The organism is Devosia salina, from assembly GCF_019504385.1.
Lineage (GTDB): Bacteria > Pseudomonadota > Alphaproteobacteria > Rhizobiales > Devosiaceae > Devosia > Devosia salina.
The window spans coordinates 2,095,330-2,110,305 of record NZ_CP080590.1 but is presented as its reverse complement, the minus strand read 5'-3'; the positions used below and the strand labels follow the sequence as shown (position 1 = coordinate 2,110,305).

14 protein-coding genes are annotated in these 14,976 nt (G+C 60.4%); 7 read left to right on the top strand and 7 right to left on the bottom strand.

The features are described 5' to 3' along the window. Nucleotides 1–221: 221 nt before the first annotated feature. The 4 genes from K1X15_RS10195 to K1X15_RS10180 all read left to right on the top strand — a co-directional run bounded on the left by K1X15_RS10195 (nt 222) and on the right by K1X15_RS10180 (nt 4,111). The gene (locus K1X15_RS10195) at nt 222–788 is read left to right on the top strand and encodes a transglutaminase-like cysteine peptidase (protein WP_220307323.1); all 567 of its coding nucleotides are present in this window, start codon (nt 222–224) and stop codon (nt 786–788) included. Between the two features lie 319 nt (nt 789–1,107). Then, nucleotides 1,108–1,458, top strand: a complete 351-nt coding sequence (locus tag K1X15_RS10190) for a hypothetical protein (protein WP_220307322.1) — start codon at nt 1,108–1,110, stop codon at nt 1,456–1,458. A 371-nt stretch (nt 1,459–1,829) separates the two neighbouring features. Next, nucleotides 1,830–2,621, top strand: coding sequence for an exopolysaccharide biosynthesis polyprenyl glycosylphosphotransferase (locus tag K1X15_RS10185; protein ID WP_220307321.1), 792 nt, complete (start codon nt 1,830–1,832; stop codon nt 2,619–2,621). A 68-nt stretch (nt 2,622–2,689) separates the two neighbouring features. Beyond that, the gene (locus tag K1X15_RS10180) at nt 2,690–4,111 is read left to right on the top strand and encodes a mannose-1-phosphate guanylyltransferase/mannose-6-phosphate isomerase (protein ID WP_220307320.1); all 1,422 of its coding nucleotides are present in this window, start codon (nt 2,690–2,692) and stop codon (nt 4,109–4,111) included. Between the two features lie 106 nt (nt 4,112–4,217). Here K1X15_RS10180 and K1X15_RS10175 read toward each other — a convergent pair whose 3' ends face one another. The 4 genes from K1X15_RS10175 to K1X15_RS10160 form a co-directional block, all read right to left on the bottom strand. Then, nucleotides 4,218–5,006 (bottom strand): metallophosphoesterase family protein, encoded by a 789-nt coding sequence (locus K1X15_RS10175; protein WP_220307319.1) that lies wholly within the window; start codon nt 5,004–5,006, stop codon nt 4,218–4,220. Next, nucleotides 5,006–6,406 (bottom strand): O-antigen ligase family protein, encoded by a 1,401-nt coding sequence (locus K1X15_RS10170; protein ID WP_220307318.1) that lies wholly within the window; start codon nt 6,404–6,406, stop codon nt 5,006–5,008. Before K1X15_RS10170 ends, K1X15_RS10175 begins: the two co-directional genes overlap by 1 nt. Before the next feature lie 10 nt (nt 6,407–6,416). After that, complete coding sequence (locus K1X15_RS10165) at nt 6,417–7,091, bottom strand: hypothetical protein (RefSeq protein WP_220307317.1); 675 nt, start codon at nt 7,089–7,091, stop codon at nt 6,417–6,419. 100 nt (nt 7,092–7,191) lie between these two features. Then, nucleotides 7,192–9,333: a Wzz/FepE/Etk N-terminal domain-containing protein gene (locus tag K1X15_RS10160; protein ID WP_220307316.1), complete on the bottom strand. Its 2,142-nt coding sequence runs from the start codon at nt 9,331–9,333 to the stop codon at nt 7,192–7,194. A gap of 601 nt (nt 9,334–9,934) precedes the next feature. On the opposite strand from K1X15_RS10160, the gene K1X15_RS10155 reads away from it, so the two are divergent. Further along, a complete protein-coding gene (locus tag K1X15_RS10155; RefSeq protein ID WP_220307315.1) occupies nt 9,935–10,291 on the top strand; it encodes a hypothetical protein in 357 nt (118 codons plus the stop codon). Between the two features lie 35 nt (nt 10,292–10,326). Here the strand turns inward: K1X15_RS10155 and K1X15_RS10150 are convergent, their stop codons facing one another. The 3 genes from K1X15_RS10150 to K1X15_RS10140 form a co-directional block, all read right to left on the bottom strand. Then, entirely contained in the window at nt 10,327–10,590 is a 264-nt protein-coding gene (locus K1X15_RS10150; RefSeq protein WP_220307314.1) for a hypothetical protein, read from the bottom strand. Nucleotides 10,591–11,024: 434 nt separating this feature from the next. Further along, entirely contained in the window at nt 11,025–11,783 is a 759-nt protein-coding gene (locus tag K1X15_RS10145) for an exodeoxyribonuclease III (RefSeq protein ID WP_240549758.1), read from the bottom strand. 7 nt (nt 11,784–11,790) lie between these two features. Beyond that, the gene (locus tag K1X15_RS10140; RefSeq protein ID WP_240549714.1) at nt 11,791–12,276 is read right to left on the bottom strand and encodes a pseudoazurin; all 486 of its coding nucleotides are present in this window, start codon (nt 12,274–12,276) and stop codon (nt 11,791–11,793) included. A 229-nt stretch (nt 12,277–12,505) separates the two neighbouring features. Between K1X15_RS10140 and K1X15_RS10135 the strand changes: the two genes are divergently transcribed. Together K1X15_RS10135 and K1X15_RS10130 are read left to right on the top strand one after the other, a co-directional pair. Next, a complete protein-coding gene (locus K1X15_RS10135) occupies nt 12,506–14,440 on the top strand; it encodes a glucose/sorbosone family PQQ-dependent dehydrogenase (RefSeq protein ID WP_240549713.1) in 1,935 nt (644 codons plus the stop codon). A 192-nt stretch (nt 14,441–14,632) separates the two neighbouring features. Beyond that, nucleotides 14,633–14,971: a hypothetical protein gene (locus K1X15_RS10130; RefSeq protein WP_220307312.1), complete on the top strand. Its 339-nt coding sequence runs from the start codon at nt 14,633–14,635 to the stop codon at nt 14,969–14,971. The last annotated feature ends 5 nt before the right edge of the window (nt 14,972–14,976 follow it).

The following is a 14,976-nucleotide window of genomic DNA, read 5'->3' as shown; positions in this document are numbered from 1 at the left end:
CTTTGGTCGACCTCGACAGCGACCATTTGAATAAAACCTGCTTGGGGTTTGCCTCAAGTTGGACCGTCGCCGGCAATTGCCCGTTTGGTGCGGAGGCCTACGCCTAGGTCATGGGCGGCCGGAACCGCTCGAAATTGAATAAAATTGTATCGATCCTGCAAAGGCGGGCACAATGTGTCGCGTGCATTCTTCTGATCATCAACGCATCAGGGATGGCGCAAATGAACACCAAGTTTTCCATGAAGATTGCGGGCTTTGCTCTCGTTATCGCCATGAGTTCCGTCGGTGGGGCCGCGGCCTACACCAGTCAGGTGACGATCGGGGATCTTCGTCCCCCCGTGCAAGTGGCCGCGATTACGCCGCTCTCGCTTCAGTTCTTCTGCGCCAAGAACCGCAGCGAGTGCCGCGGTGGCGGCAGCGCCCAGGTGACCATGACGCCGAACCTGATGGCAGTGCTCAAGCAGGTCAATGTCCATGTCAATCGCTCGATCCGCCCGAAGGTGGATACGGCCGATCTGTGGAACCTCAATCCAACGGAAGGCGATTGCGAGGATTATGTGTTGACCAAGCGCAGCATGCTGATCCGAAACGGAGTTTCCGCCGGCTCGCTTCGTATCGCCTATACCCATACCCGTCGTGGTGAGCCGCATGCGGTTCTGGTGGTCAAGACCAGCCAGGGCGACTATGTGCTCGACAATCTCAGCAACTCGGTCAAGACCCTGCGGGCTTCGGGCTACAACATCCGTTCGATGTCCAACGCGAACCCCACCAGTTGGTCGGCCGGTTAGGCGACCCCGTCGGGGACTGGACACCCGCCGGACCGGGCAATACCGGCAATCGGGCCGACACAACGACAAGGGGCAGGTATGCGCGGTTCGCATGCCTGCCCTGAATACTTGTAGAAATTGCGTGTTGCCGTGTACTTTATTGGGAAATTTCCGGATCGAAAAACCTTGATCCACGCCATTTTGGCCCGGTCCGGCGTCGGCTTTACCATTTTCGAGAGCTGTGATTTGCGCAATTGCCTAATAATGGGTAAAGCCTCTACTTGACCCCAATGCCTCACTGCTCTAGGAAGTTGGTGCGGCCACACTTTGGAGAAGTGCGATGCGTAACAAGCTGGCGTCTGTTGTGACTATCGGAGCGATTTCCCTGTTCTCCTTCGGGAACCTTCAGGTTGCAGCCGCTCCGGTTCCCGGCTTCGAGGGCCTTTACGAGGCTGTGCTCGGGGCCTGTACCCCGCCTGCCGGCACACCCGCGGCCTGTGAAGCGGCCATCAATGCCTATTCCGCGGCTCTCGTTGCCGCCGGCGTTGATCCTGCCGTAGCCCTTCAGTCCTTTACCGAGCTCCGCGCGGAAGTCGTTGCCGCAGGTGGCGGTGAGGCGATCGACGCGCTCTTCGAGGAATTGTTGCCCGAGTCCGGCGCCGTTGGCGGCGATGAAGCCAGCCCGGTCTAATCCATCATCTTATTGCGGCTGATTTTCCTTGAGGCGCGGGCTTTGGTCTGCGCCTTTATTGTCTCATCCCTGATAGTCGCTCGGTTGTGCTTGGAAATAGTACAAGGCAGCGATGCGCGCCACGCAGATCGTTTCGGCCTCCAGGGGTATGAATGACCTCCAATCGGCGGAAACTCCAAGGGATGGGGAAGAGCGGCTCGAATTTATAGAATGGATTTCTGCCTGCTTTGGCGTCGGGTCGCTGTGGCGTCTGATCGATTAACTATTGTTGCCGTCAGGTGAATTTTTGCTATTGGTCTGCGTAAACTTTTTGGTAAGTATATGGCACTGCATAAAATTCATTTACCATCTTGCTATGAGGGACTGGCAGTATGGATAGTTTGTTTCAGTCGGAAACTGGGGCCGATCTGGCCCCGCAACACGCGCGTTTTTCAGGCGCGGCTCACCCCGTTGCGTTCGTCACCACGGACCACGAGGTCAAAAAGCACCTCGTCTCGCGACATTCCGGCCTCGCCGTGCGCTGGGATGTGACGGAAATGGAGAACTCGCTCGGTCGTCGACTGAACCTGGCCGCAAAGCGCGCAATGGACATTGTCGGGGCCCTGGTTGGCCTGGTGCTGCTGGGTCCGTTGATGATCATCGTCGCTCTTGCCATCAAGGCCACCAGTCCCGGGCCAGTCCTCTTCAAGCAGAAGCGGGAAGGCATCAACGGGCGGATCTTTGAGGCCTACAAATTTCGGTCCATGGGGGCGGAGATCGGCGATGCCACAGGCGTGTCGCAGACGCTTTCGAACGATCCTCGGGTGACATCGGTCGGTCGGTTCATCCGCAAGACCAGCATCGATGAACTGCCACAGTTGTTCAATGTGCTAAGGGGCGACATGTCGCTGGTTGGACCGCGGCCACATGTGCCGGGCATGATGGCCGCCGGTCGTCTCTACAAGGAGCTTGTGCCATACTACGACCGTCGCCTGCAGATGCTTCCCGGGATCACCGGATGGGCACAGGTCAATGGACTGCGCGGGTCAACCCGCGACCCGCACAAGGCGCGGGAGCGTGTCGATCACGACTTGGCCTACATCCAGAACTTCTCTGTCTGGCTCGACGTCAAGATCATCGCTCTGACGATCGTTCGCGAGTTCGTCACCGGGAACGGCGACTGAGCCTAGCGGCTGCGTTTTCTAGTGCGGCTTGCCGCTGACGAGTTGATTTCAGTCGGGGGACCCGAGTTTTGAAACCCATCATTCCAGTCATCCTGGCCGGTGGCCAGGGCACGCGTCTCTGGCCCAAATCGCGCTCGGCGCGGCCCAAGCAGTTCATCGACCTGATCGGTGAAACCAGTCTCTTCCAGCAGACCCTGGAACGGGTCAGGGACGCAGGCCGCTACGGCCGGCCCATCGTCATCACCAATGCCGAATACCGCTTCCTCGTTGCAGAACAGGCGCAGGAGCGCGGCATCGAGCTGGGCGCCATCCTGCTTGAACCGGTAGCGCGCAACACGGCAGCAGCGATTGCCGCATCGGCACGGGTTGCCCTTGGCCAGGATGAAGATGCCATCATTCATGTCCTGCCATCGGACCATCTGATCCCGGCAAGCGCGGACTATTTCGGCGCTGTCGATAACGCCGCACTTGCAGCGCGAGAAGGGCATCTGGTCACCTTCGGCATCACCCCCGAACACCCCGAAACAGGCTATGGCTATATCGCCGTCGGCGAGCCAATCGGGCACGGCGCGCACAAGGTCGCGGCCTTTGTCGAAAAGCCTGACGCGCAGAAGGCGGAACGCATGCTCGAACAGGGCGGGTTCACATGGAACTCGGGCATGTTCATGCTGCCGGCAAAGATCTTCCTGGCCGAATGCGAAAGGCTTGCACCTGAGGTTTTCGTAGCGGCAAAGGCGGCGGTGACGGAGGCCAAGAGGGACCTGGATTTCATTCGCCTTGATGAAGCAAACTTTGCGTCTTCCCCCAGCATCTCGGTGGACTACGCCATTTTCGAGCGTACCGACAAGGCCGCCGTGCTGCCCGTGTCATTCGTCTGGTCCGACCTGGGCGCCTGGGATGCGGTCTGGAAGGGCCATAGCCGGGACGCGAGCGGGAATGCCGCCGCGGGGCCGGTAACTCTGTCCAACGCCACCAACTCCCTTGTCATGACTGAACATGCCCATGTCGTGCTTGACGGTCTTGACGACGTGGCGGTCATTGCCACTGAAGACGCTGTGTTTGTCGGGCGTTTGAGCCAGGCACAGAATGTTGGCGCTATCGCCAGGTCGCTCAGGGCCAATGTGGAAACGCGTGCCCTGACGGAAACGCACAAGACGTCGTACCGGCCCTGGGGCGGTTATTCCTCGGTGCTCATGGGGGATCGCTTCCAGGTCAAGAAGCTCTTCGTCAAGCCCGGCAAGAAGCTGAGCCTTCAGAAACATCACCATCGGTCCGAACATTGGGTGGTAGTGCGCGGCACCGCGGAGGTGACAGTGGATGGGAAGGTGAGCATGCTGGCGGAAAACGAGTCCATCTACCTGCCTTTGGGATGCACACACCGCCTCGCCAATCCAGGAAAGATCGAGCTCGAACTGATTGAAGTCCAGACCGGTTCTTATCTGGGCGAAGACGATATCATCCGCATCGAGGACGAGTTCGGCCGGAGCTGACCGCGGTACTAACCTAGCTGACGGTAATTGCGCCGACGACGCCAGTGCCCCTGAGGCGCGCGCCTTCGTGTCATGGCGATGGCCCCTGCCTGTCGCTTGCTCGCCGTCAAGGCGTTTGGAGTATCCGTGTCTGCCCATCGGACGTGATCTTGAGAGCGGTCAGGCGCCCTGTGGCAAAAGCGCCCGTATCCAGGCAGATGCGACCGGGCGTGACGACTGGCTCGGCCGCCGGGGTGTGACCATGAACGATGCGGATTTGCGGCAGGGCAGGGGCGGCGAAGAACTCTTCGCGTATCCAGAACAGGTCCTCCGGGTCTTGTTCTTCAAGGGGCAGTCCGGGGCGCAGGCCAGCATGAACGAACAGCCAGCCTGGCAGGCTCAGTGTCCAGGCGAGCGAACGCAGGAAGTCCCGATGCTCCTGGGGCACGTGCGCCTCGACTGCCTGGCGTACGCGGCTCGCTGAACTCCCGCTCGGCGCAAAGGACGGCAGTCCGTAGGACTGCATTGTCTCGGCGCCGCCGAAGCTGAGCCAATCCGATCGCGGGCTAGGCTGGTCAAGGAAGGCAGAGGCCATGACCTCGTGGTTGCCCATAAGGCAGATGCGCTCAAACCCGTCGGGTGGAAGCGCCAGCAGATGGTCGATGACGCCAGCTGAATTCGGACCCCGGTCAATATAGTCGCCCAGCATGACTAGAAGTTTGTACCCCTCGATGCCGGCGCTATCCTGGGTGATCTTTCGCTCCAGGGAACGCAGTTCCTCAAGGCAACCATGGACGTCGCCAATGGCGTAGACGACCGCCGGCAGCGTATCTAGCCGTACGTGCCGGGCCTCAGACTGCGCCCGCGTCGCAGCCTGGCGAGAGGCGCCAAATAGTCGCCGGACGAAGTCCAGCATCACCGTAACCTGCCGTCCGACCGGACGCCGACGCAATTTGCCAGACCAGTGGTGACAATAGCGATGAACATCAAGGTGTTGGCCGGGATTTCCAGACTAAAATCTACGGTCGAATGGATGGCGATCTGGACAATGGCTGCCAGGGCGGCAACCTGGGGTGCCCAGGATCCGGTGCCGCGTAGCAGGCCGACGATTAGTCGCACTGCGGCATAGCCGAACGCCAGAATAAGGAAAGAGCCCGCCACCAGGCCAAGTTCGGCCCAGAGCGCTAGATAGGAGTTATGCGCAAGTTTCCACGTCACGTCCGGGGTCAGGGGCAGTTGATGAACCAGTGGGAATGCCACCTCGAAGGTTCCACCCCCAAATCCGGTCCAGGGTCTCAACGCGATCAGGTCCATCACCTGTTGATAGAGCAGGATGCGACTGTCCGAGCCAAAGCCCTGCCATTCGATGCGTTCAAGGAGACCGCCGCCAATCAGCCAAAACAGTCCGACAAGGGTGGCCAATGCCACCGGCGCGACCAAAAGGACAAGGCCCAGTCGACGCACCGAGAGCAGGGTGATCAGGATCACGACCCCGGAGCCCGCAAGAGTTGCGAAAAGGCCCATGCGCGACTGGGTGCCGATGACGATGAGCAGCAGGAAGAGGTAGCCGGCCGAATAAAGCACAAGGCTGCTCAAAAGGCCCGTGATCAGTCCGTCGTCTGGGTGCCGCTGGGCCTGGCGCCGCACCAGGGCGCAAAGATGCGATAGGGTCAGGATCGCCCCAAATCCCAGGAAGGTCGCGAAAGAATTGCGGTTGACGAAGCTGCCGGTGATCGACCCCGAATAGGCCCATTTGGGCAGACCCAGAATGGTATCTCCCATGCGCAAGGCCACAAGACCATAGGCGGCATAGGCCAAGGCGATGGCGATCAGGCCATGGAGAAGGAACGGGCGCCGTCTGTCACTGGCGGCCACCTGCAGCACCAGAAACGCCACCAGTGCATAGGTCAACTGACGCGTCAGCATCAACAGGGTCTGCCCTGGCGCAACGCTCACTTGCGCCGATACCAGAGTGGCTCCTTCAGCGCTCACGATCGGAAAGGGTGCAATGGGCAGGAGCTGGAGGATCAGGGCAGCCAGTGTCAGGAGAACTAAAAAAGTCGGGGACTTGAAGTCCAGCGGGCTGACCCGCAATGGGTTACCCGAGCGCAACTGCCAGACAAGGAAAACCACGGCCACCAGGCCCGTGTAGGACGCCCAAAGCGCCCAGAGGAAGGGCCGGGCGCTGGCAAGGGGCAGGGGCGCCAGGGCAAAAAGCACTAGCAGTGCCCAAAGTGCAAAGCCATTTTGCGGCCTGCCGGCGGAGCGGCTGGTGAGAGCGCGGGGGCGGGCGGCGGCAAAGGCGGAAATGGTCATCTCTCCGCTCCTAAAGCTGACGGCGGATAAGTGAGACGAAGCGGCGCTGCACGTCCTCCGGCTGCGCTTCGATCAATTGTTCGGCACGCTGGCGAAACGCTTCATCCAGCACATATCTCCGCGCCACAACCGCCCCCCGACTGCTCGGGACCAGCAGGACAGTGTCGGCGTCACCTACCGCCCGGGCAGCAGGCGAAATCTCAGCGTAGTGGTCCTGAACGAGGTCGAACCGCTGCTGGGCGATCCAGCTTTCATTGCGGCCCGTGAGACCAGACCAGACGATACTCCTACTGGCCTCGTCCGTTTCGCCGCTGCGGATCTGTGACATGGCAAGAACCAGCCAGGCATAGGCATCGGTGGGGGCGGCCGCGACAACCTCTTCCGAAAGCGCGCGGCAGAAGGGCCCGACCATAGCCTGTTGCGCGTCAGTGGCAAACCGAAGCGCCAGCGGGCTTGTCGCCTGCAGGGCCATCTCGCAATTCTCCAACAGGACCCGCCGTCCCTGGACAGAAAGGGGCAGCGGCAGGTCCTGTTCCATCATGGCGAGGAACTGCGGCAGTTGCGTGGATCCCGCACCCAATGCCGTGGCGCCCGCCTCGGCACGAAGCGTCAACGCGCCCAGGGAAAGGCAGCCGAGCGCCATGGCGAGCAGGGCAAAGGTGAGCGGGGTCTGGTTCTTGGCCATATTGTCCGGCTTCCCTCTATGGTCCTGCTCTAACGTGTCCCCAAGGCGCCTTGGGCGGCTCGGGGCGCTCCAATTGGCCCCGACCACGCATGGGTATTCATTAGGCGCTGTAGGAATAGTACCCGCTATACTTCTTGTAGTATTCGGAGCGCGATTGCTCCTGCTGCGTCAGGGCGACGAGAAGCGGAATGTCCTCGCCGGCGGCATTGACCAGAGCATCGATATTCTTCCTGACTTCGCTTTGAGAAGTGCTGGCCCATTTGATCACAAAGGTGATCGCGTCGGCTTGCCGACAGAGATAGAGCGCATCGACAACCGGCCCAACCGGCGGTGTGTCGAGAATGACATAATCGAATGAGCGCCGCGCGGCCTTGAGGATCCGGTGAAACGATGGGTTGTCGAGGAGCTGGTCCGTGGGCGCGTTGCTCCGCCGCGATCCCACTACGACTGAGGCCCTGGACAATGGATCACTGATGATGATGTGGCGCAATGAGGCCATCTGGTCGGCCTCATCGGACTGGAGCAGATCCAAGAGGCCGGTTTCGGGCGCAATCCCCAGATGGCGGTGAACGGAAGGCTTGCGCAGGTCGCAGTCGATCAACAGCACGGACTGGCCAGACATCGCCGCCGATCGTGCCATTGCCAGCGCCATGGTGGTCTTGCCCTCATTGGGATTGGAGGAGGTGACCAGGACGATCCGCCCGCGTTCCTCCGCGTCGGTGCTCCGCTGCGCATGGCGTATGGCCTGGTCAACTGCGGCACGAGCCCGGCGAATGGATTCGGAAAAGATAGAAAGGGGCGAGGACACGACGAGATCGGCATGGCTGTCGCTTTCAGCCTTTCCCTGCTGCCGCGGCACGGTGGCGGCAACAGGACGCTTGAGGACGGTTGCAACTTGCTCGTCGGTCGTAAAACCACCGACCAGGTTTTCATAGAGAAAGGCCAGGCCGACGCCCAATCCCAGTCCCGCCAGTCCTGCCAGGATCAGGATGAGACGCTTATTTGGAAATGAGGGGGCTTCTGGGGCCAGCGCCGTCGAGACAATGCGGCTGTCAGCCAACTGCAGGTCGGCCTGCGCCTCGAGGTCCTGCGCCCGGGAGAGCAGGGTCTGGTATTGCCGGCGCGCCAGCTCGGCGTTCTGCTGCAGCTCGAAAATCTGCGTCAGCGTGTCGGCCGATAGGGCCGAACCGATGACTTCGGACCGCAGGGTCTGGCGGAGCGAAGCCGTCTGATCCTGGGCCTGTTGCACTTCGCCCTGAAGTGCCGTGACCTCACTGTTGGCAGTCTCGATTATGGATTGCTCGATGCGGGAGAGTTCGGCCTGCAGGTCCAACTCGCTGGCGGTGCCCGCCTGGTCGGCAAGGTCCCGACGCAGGCGTTCGCGCTGCTGCTCGAGGGCGTCAAGGGCTTCGGATTGGAGGTTCGTGACGATGGCGTTGATGTCGTTGTCGGCAATGGCGACCTGTACCGTGCTCGCCAGCGAAGCGGATTGGGCACGCGCCGATTCCAGAGCCGCGATTTGTCTTTGCATATTGGCAAGGTCGGTTCGGCCGCTGTCACGCGCTATCGCATCGATATTGTCGGCAATGAATTGATCATAGGCGGTTTCGGATGCGACGATTCCAGTTCGGGCCTGCTCCAACCGGCTTTGAATGACCTCAAGGGAGGCAACGGCGCTCGATATCTTGGAAGACAGCTGGTCCTGGATGTAGACCTCGGCCAGGGCATTGGCGAGACCGGCGGCCTTGCCTGCCTCTTCGGACCGAACTTGGAGCGAAATGAGGTATGTGAGGCCTTTGCGCTGGACGCTGACTGCGCTGCGCAACTTGCTCAAGCTCTGGTTGAGCGCTTCCTGCCCCGTGGGCAGGTCGGGGGGCGGTACACCAAGAAAGGAAAGCAGGCGCGCGGTGAGGCCAATCGAGACGCCAAACTCGTCATCCGAAATCAACTGCTCGCGCTGGATCACCTTGAGAAGGACATTGTCGGACCGGGCCAACTCGACCTCGCTGTCGATCCGCGCATTGTCCGCTGCGGACGAGGCGCCGGAAATGGCGCTGTCATCGAGAATGTTCTTGCGCGAAGGGTCTACCAGCACCAGGGCGGAGGCGGTGTAGAGCGGGGTCAGGGTGAAGGCGACGGCTGCCGCGACCGCGACGACCAACACGGTCGTCGACACGATGAGCACCATACGCCTGCGAAGCAGGCCGAGGATGCCGCGGATGTCGATTTCACTTTCTTCCATAACGCTACTTTCGTGATCTTTATCTTGGCGGTTCTACGACCTGGGCAGCACTCGCGGCAGCCCGGCTTCTGGTAAGGCGGGTGATGAACCTGCCGCTGCGAACATCAGTAAAACAAATCCAACGGCCGCGGGCATCCAAGGGGACGACATGGCCAAAAAGTTGAAGGATTGATTTGAGTATCAGATTTCTTCAATTGCCGTACTGGTCGCTCTCAATCGATGGCATGAAGATTGCCGACTCCGGGGCGGCGCCAGATTGCCACCAAACGAATTGAGTTTCTATCTATTGTAGAAAATGCTGCAACTAGGGTTAAGCCGTTGCTGCCCTCCGATTTCTGCATAGGTCTAGGGGGCCTCGGTGTCGACTGCCGGCCAACCTTCGCCTGACGCGTTTGAGGTAGCCAAGTGGCTGCGCTTTGTTCGCTGCTCTGGACCTCTGCGTCCACTCTTGGCCAGGGATGCCGGAGTTGACGTTTGCCCGGATGCCTCATGGGGACATCAGGTTTCTCCCAAGCCACAGTCGATCGCGAAGTGCGAGCGCCAGCTTGGCCTGTCCAAACGTCCATTGGCCGCCCGTCAGCCTTCTGGTAGATTTTATTCGATGCGAACATCTATTTGGCGAGTCATCGCCTGGGGGCTCTTTATCCTGGTGACGCTTGCGACATTGTCGCCCATCGGGCTTCGGCCGCAAATTGTTGACGATCCCTCCATCGAGAGAGCTCTGGCCCTCCTGCTGGTTGGCATAACCTTCGGCTGCGGCTACCCGCGCAGAATCTGGCTGGTTGGCGGAGGACTGCTCCTTGGGATAGGCTGCCTCGAGTGGTCCCAGCAACTGCTGGTAGACCGGCATGGGCGGCTGGACGACGCTGCCGTCAAGTCGGGGGCGCTCATCATCGGACTCGGAATTGGACGGGTGCTTGCCCGAAGGTCCGGCGAACGGGAGCCGCAGGCGCGCTGACAACGACCTGGCGATGTTGAGCACCAGACTCGCATTTACTTTCTGTGGAGCTCGCGCATGACTTCTGCGAGTTCCTCGATCTGACGATCCTCTTCTGGCTCAGCAATCTGCGGACCGAGCACCAGGTGTCCCTCGACCGACAGCGCAAGTGCCAACAACGATAGTAGGGCCTGGTTTGGCGTGAGCGGTGGCGTTTGCCGAAGGCGCCACTCGGTGAACGCGCGCAGGAGCGAAGCGCTCATCCCCTGAACGGGCGGGAATGCTTCCGAGCTCGCCAAATGATCAAATCTGCGGTTCATGGCAGTCGTCCTTTCGGAAGCGCAATATGCTTCACGCCACGGGCCGGTGAAAATGGTTCTGACGGTTAAGGATAACGCAGGCGCGGCCGTGCGAAGGAGGCCATGCTGGGCCGGAGAATTGGGGCGTTGCTGCGCTTCCTGGCTTGCGCGTGGATCTTTTCCGGGATCAGCGCTGCATCGGGGTGGCCAGTGTAACGGATTGCGGGTTTGAATGCGCGGCGGCCGCCAGGTTGAGCCCTGAAATCCTTTAGGTCCTGCGCAATCGTCGCTGTTCTGGAGGAGCCAATGCTTTGGTCGTCGATCTCCGAAGCGGCCAGATCGAGCCGCAGCACAAGGTGGTGGCCACGATGCGCGGGGACGCCGCCGCAAAGGACCGGGTTGAAAGTAGTATGATCCGGTGGTCGTTCACCTGGTCCGTGGCGTATACTGCGGCCTTATTTCCAAAGCACGGCCACAGCGTTGGCTGGCGACCGCTGCGACAGGTGGATCCAAGCGGGGGCATGATCGATTGCGCCCGCCTCGCCGCGCACTTCCTTGTTGACGCCCGCCGCCTTGAGTTTGCGGGCAAGTGGGCGGCTCAAAAGGAGATGATCTAGACGCAACCCCGCGTTACGTTGCCAACGGTTTCGCATATAGTCCCAGAAGGTATAGATAGTCGCCTCTGGATGCTGGCGCCGGATGGCATCCGTCCAGCCCTGCTCCAACAGCTTTTGGAATAATGCGCGGCTCTCCGGCTGGACGAGAGCATTGTCCTTGTATGAAGTTGTCGCGTAGATGTCGCATGGTTCTGGAACGATATTGAAATCCCCGGCCAGCACAATTGGCAGTTCGCTCGACCAAAGCTCTTGAGCATGTGCGACCAGACGCTCGGTCCAGTCGAGTTTGTAGTCGTACTTCGGTCCGGGTCGGGGATTGCCGTTCGGTGCACAAAGACAGCCGACGATGACGCCATTGCAGGCCGCCTCGATGTAGCGCGCGTGGCGATCATTCGAACTCCCCGGAAGTGCATCCCTTGTTAGGACCGGTGTGCGTCCGCGGGCGAGGATGGCGACACCATTCCAGCTCGGTTCCCCTTTCCAGGCCGCCTCAGAGCCCGGATCCGCCAGCGCCGTGGCGGGAAACCTGCTATCGATGGTCTTGAGTTCCTGCCCGTTGAGACTAGAAAACAGGCGAAAGAATTGAACCTCGCGAATAGCGTAATTACTGCGGCCGATCGTCAGCGCTGTGCTGCTCCTCACCGCCCTGGTCCGCCTGTGCAATCAGTTCGGCCAAACGGGCTGCGGCACGGCCAGGCAGCTTGTCGATTTCCTCTGCGTCTATCTGGGGCCCATTGTCTCCGACCTGCAGCAAACCGACCATGCCTAGTCCTAAATGGGGCTGGCACTTGAAAGCGTAGAAGCCTTCTTGGTCATAGGTGATGGTGATCTCCTCATTGATCTTGCCCTTCCAGGGATCCGCCTCTGCCGGGATCATCTCCAGGATGGACTCGGAGTTGTGGCCCTTGTCGGAGGCAACGAAGGTGACGCTGTCACCCGGCTCGATTTTCAGGAACGCCGGCTCGAACTGCATGGTGCGGCCTTCAGAGTCCTTGTTGAGCATCTCTATGCGATGGTCTGCGGCCCAGGCGCTGGTTGCGGAGAGCAGAATGCCGGTAGCGATCGCAGATTTGAGTGCTGTGCGTTTCACGGCGTGATCCTCTTTCGGTTGACCTGGCCGGGAAATGCCTCACCCCCAGCAGGAGTTCAGAGCCGGGCAGACGAACCACTTCGGTTAACCCAGGTGAACGTCGGTTGGTCCTGAAGGACTTGCGAACCGGCCGCGGAGGCTGTGAAAGGCCTCCGCCACTTTGCAACCGAACGAAGTGCGGCTTGAACCGTTGGGGAAGGAGCCCAGACATCGATCCAAGGAGATGAAAATGTCCGCCTGCAAACCACGCCATCAGCAACCTTTGTCCTGTCTTATGAGCGGAGTTGCTCTTGGCGTGGCCCTGACTTGTGCGTCAGCTGTCGCCCAGGAAAATCCTGTCGAGATCGAACGGGGCGAAGATCAGCTCTTTTCGGGTCGTGTGCTCACCACGGGATTGTCCAACCCGTGGGAAATCACCTGGGGCCCCGACGACATGCTCTGGGTCACGGAGCGTTCGTCCGGGGAGGTGACACGTGTCGACCCGCGGACCGGCGAGCAACAGACACTCCTGACGATTGAGGATCTGAGTGTTGACGTGCAGCATCAGGGGCTACTGGGTCTGGCGCTGCACCCGGAACTGCTGCAGGGCAGCGGCAATGACTATGTCTATCTCTCCTATACCTACGAGACCGGCTCTACCCTGTCACCTGATCCACGCCAGAAGCTGGTGCGCTACACCTATGACGAGGCCAACCAGGTCCTGGCCGATCCTTTCGAACTGATTTCCGGAGTGCCAGCGTGGAACGACCACAATGCCGGCAGGGTGAAGATCGGCCCCGACCTGAAACTTTACTACACATTGGGCGAGCAGGGCGCCAATTTTGGAGGCAACTACCAACGCCCCAACCGTGCACAGGAGCTGCCCACGCAGGAGGAGGTCAAGGCCCAGGACTGGAATACCTATTCGGGTAAGGTGCTGCGCCTCAATCTTGACGGGTCGATTCCAGACGACAATCCGGAGATCAACGGTGTGCGCAGCCACATCTTCACCTACGGGCACAGGAACCCGCAAGGGATCGACTTTGGGCCGGGTGGCACTATCTATGTCTCGGAACACGGTCCGGACACCGATGACGAACTCAACGTTGCGGAAGCGGGGGGAAACTACGGCTGGCCGTTCGTCGCCGGCTACCGTGATGACAGTGCTTATGTCTATGGCAACTGGAGCGAGGCCTCCGCTGATTTGCGCTACACGGGCCGGGACATCCCCGAAGAGGTGCCAAAGTATCCCGAAAGCGAGTTCGAGCCGGATATCATTGAGCCGATTGCGACCTATTGGACGGTGGGCGACGACTACGATTTTGAGGGCAATTGCGGGTGGATCTGCAACCCGACGATCGCGCCCGGCTCCATCCAATATTACGCGGCGGGCGAGCGTGGCATCCCCGAATGGGACAATTCGGTACTACTGCCAACGCTCAAGCATGGCACCCTATACGTGCAACCTCTGAGCGAAGATGGTCTTGCGGCCGATGGTCGTCCCACGGCCTGGTTCAGTACACAGAACCGATACCGCGACACAGCCATCGGGCCAGATAACCGTACCATATTTATAGCCACAGATGGCTTCGGCACTGCCGCCCAAATCTACGGAGAGCGCGGCTTCACCAACGTGCTGCACAATCCTGGGACAATCCTGACTTTCACATATCAAGGAGAACTGGCGGAGGCCCAGGCGGTGTCAGGGCTGGGCTTGGGACCCGCCTCCGACCAGGAACTGGACGGGCAACGTGAGCCATCGAGCGAGGCAAGTGCAGCGGAAGGCGAGAGCTCCACAAAGGGGAGCAACGAAAGCGTCGGCTCGCAGGAAATGTCTGGCGGTGACGCGATTGGCGCAGAGGCGCCTGAGCGCGCCGCCCAAACGGACGTCGATACCAGCTTCGATCAGCTGTTCGACAATGGCCGAACGCTCTATGGCATCAACTGCGCCGCTTGTCATGCCGTCAATGGTCAAGGAGCGCAGGGGCCGGCACTGGCCGGCAGCAAAGCCCTGGATGACGACGAGTATCTCGCGCGCACCCTTGTACACGGCTTTGGCTATATGCCGCCCTTCGGCGACCAGTTGAGCGATCTCCAGCTCTCGGCGATTGCCACCTATATCCGCAATAGTTGGGGCAACGAGTTTGGGATACTGCCGCCTGACGATTTTGCGCAACAGCGCTAGGTTTTTTACTGAGGTGGGTCCTGAGATCGCAGAGATCCAAGCTCGGTAGCTGCATCAACGCTACAAGACGAGTCGACTCCGCCACCGCTCGAAGGGCAACGCTCTCGAAGCCCTGGCGTTTCGAATTCAGCAAGGAGACTGCGCTGCGTAGTGTTCAGTGACGCGTGCGCCCATAACGGACGAGGTGGGACGATGTCCAACGGAGAATTGAGCAATTTCGAACTTGAAGGCCGGCTTTCTGCGCAGCGCCAAGTACTGGCATGGGTGCTTGGGCGGACCGTAAGCTCGCCCGAAGCTCTTGCTGATCTCAAGGCGCATATCGACCAATCGGTCCCGCCGCGGGACCATCAGGAGGACCCAGGGGCCGTTCCCGATAGCGGTTATGCCGCCCTTACTGCTGCTGGCTTCGAAATCAGACTGTTGCTCGAACCTCTGGAGCTCAAGCTGGGCCATGAGCGCGGGGCCGAAGGCGAGCATAACCGCACTTGCAGAGACGGGTCGACTGGTGATGTTCGAGATCACGACCGATGAAAAGC

Coding starts and splice junctions, on each gene's coding strand:
- K1X15_RS10195 (WP_220307323.1), top strand. CDS start 222: ATGAACACCAAGTTTTCCATGAAGATTGCGGGCTTTGCTCTCGTTATC.
- K1X15_RS10190 (WP_220307322.1), top strand. CDS start 1,108: ATGCGTAACAAGCTGGCGTCTGTTGTGACTATCGGAGCGATTTCCCTG.
- K1X15_RS10185 (WP_220307321.1), top strand. CDS start 1,830: ATGGATAGTTTGTTTCAGTCGGAAACTGGGGCCGATCTGGCCCCGCAA.
- K1X15_RS10175 (WP_220307319.1), bottom strand. CDS start 5,006: ATGCTGGACTTCGTCCGGCGACTATTTGGCGCCTCTCGCCAGGCTGCG.
- K1X15_RS10170 (WP_220307318.1), bottom strand. CDS start 6,406: ATGACCATTTCCGCCTTTGCCGCCGCCCGCCCCCGCGCTCTCACCAGC.
- K1X15_RS10165 (WP_220307317.1), bottom strand. CDS start 7,091: ATGGCCAAGAACCAGACCCCGCTCACCTTTGCCCTGCTCGCCATGGCG.
- K1X15_RS10160 (WP_220307316.1), bottom strand. CDS start 9,333: ATGGAAGAAAGTGAAATCGACATCCGCGGCATCCTCGGCCTGCTTCGC.
- K1X15_RS10155 (WP_220307315.1), top strand. CDS start 9,935: ATGCGAACATCTATTTGGCGAGTCATCGCCTGGGGGCTCTTTATCCTG.
- K1X15_RS10150 (WP_220307314.1), bottom strand. CDS start 10,590: ATGAACCGCAGATTTGATCATTTGGCGAGCTCGGAAGCATTCCCGCCC.
- K1X15_RS10135 (WP_240549713.1), top strand. CDS start 12,506: ATGTCCGCCTGCAAACCACGCCATCAGCAACCTTTGTCCTGTCTTATG.
- K1X15_RS10130 (WP_220307312.1), top strand. CDS start 14,633: ATGTCCAACGGAGAATTGAGCAATTTCGAACTTGAAGGCCGGCTTTCT.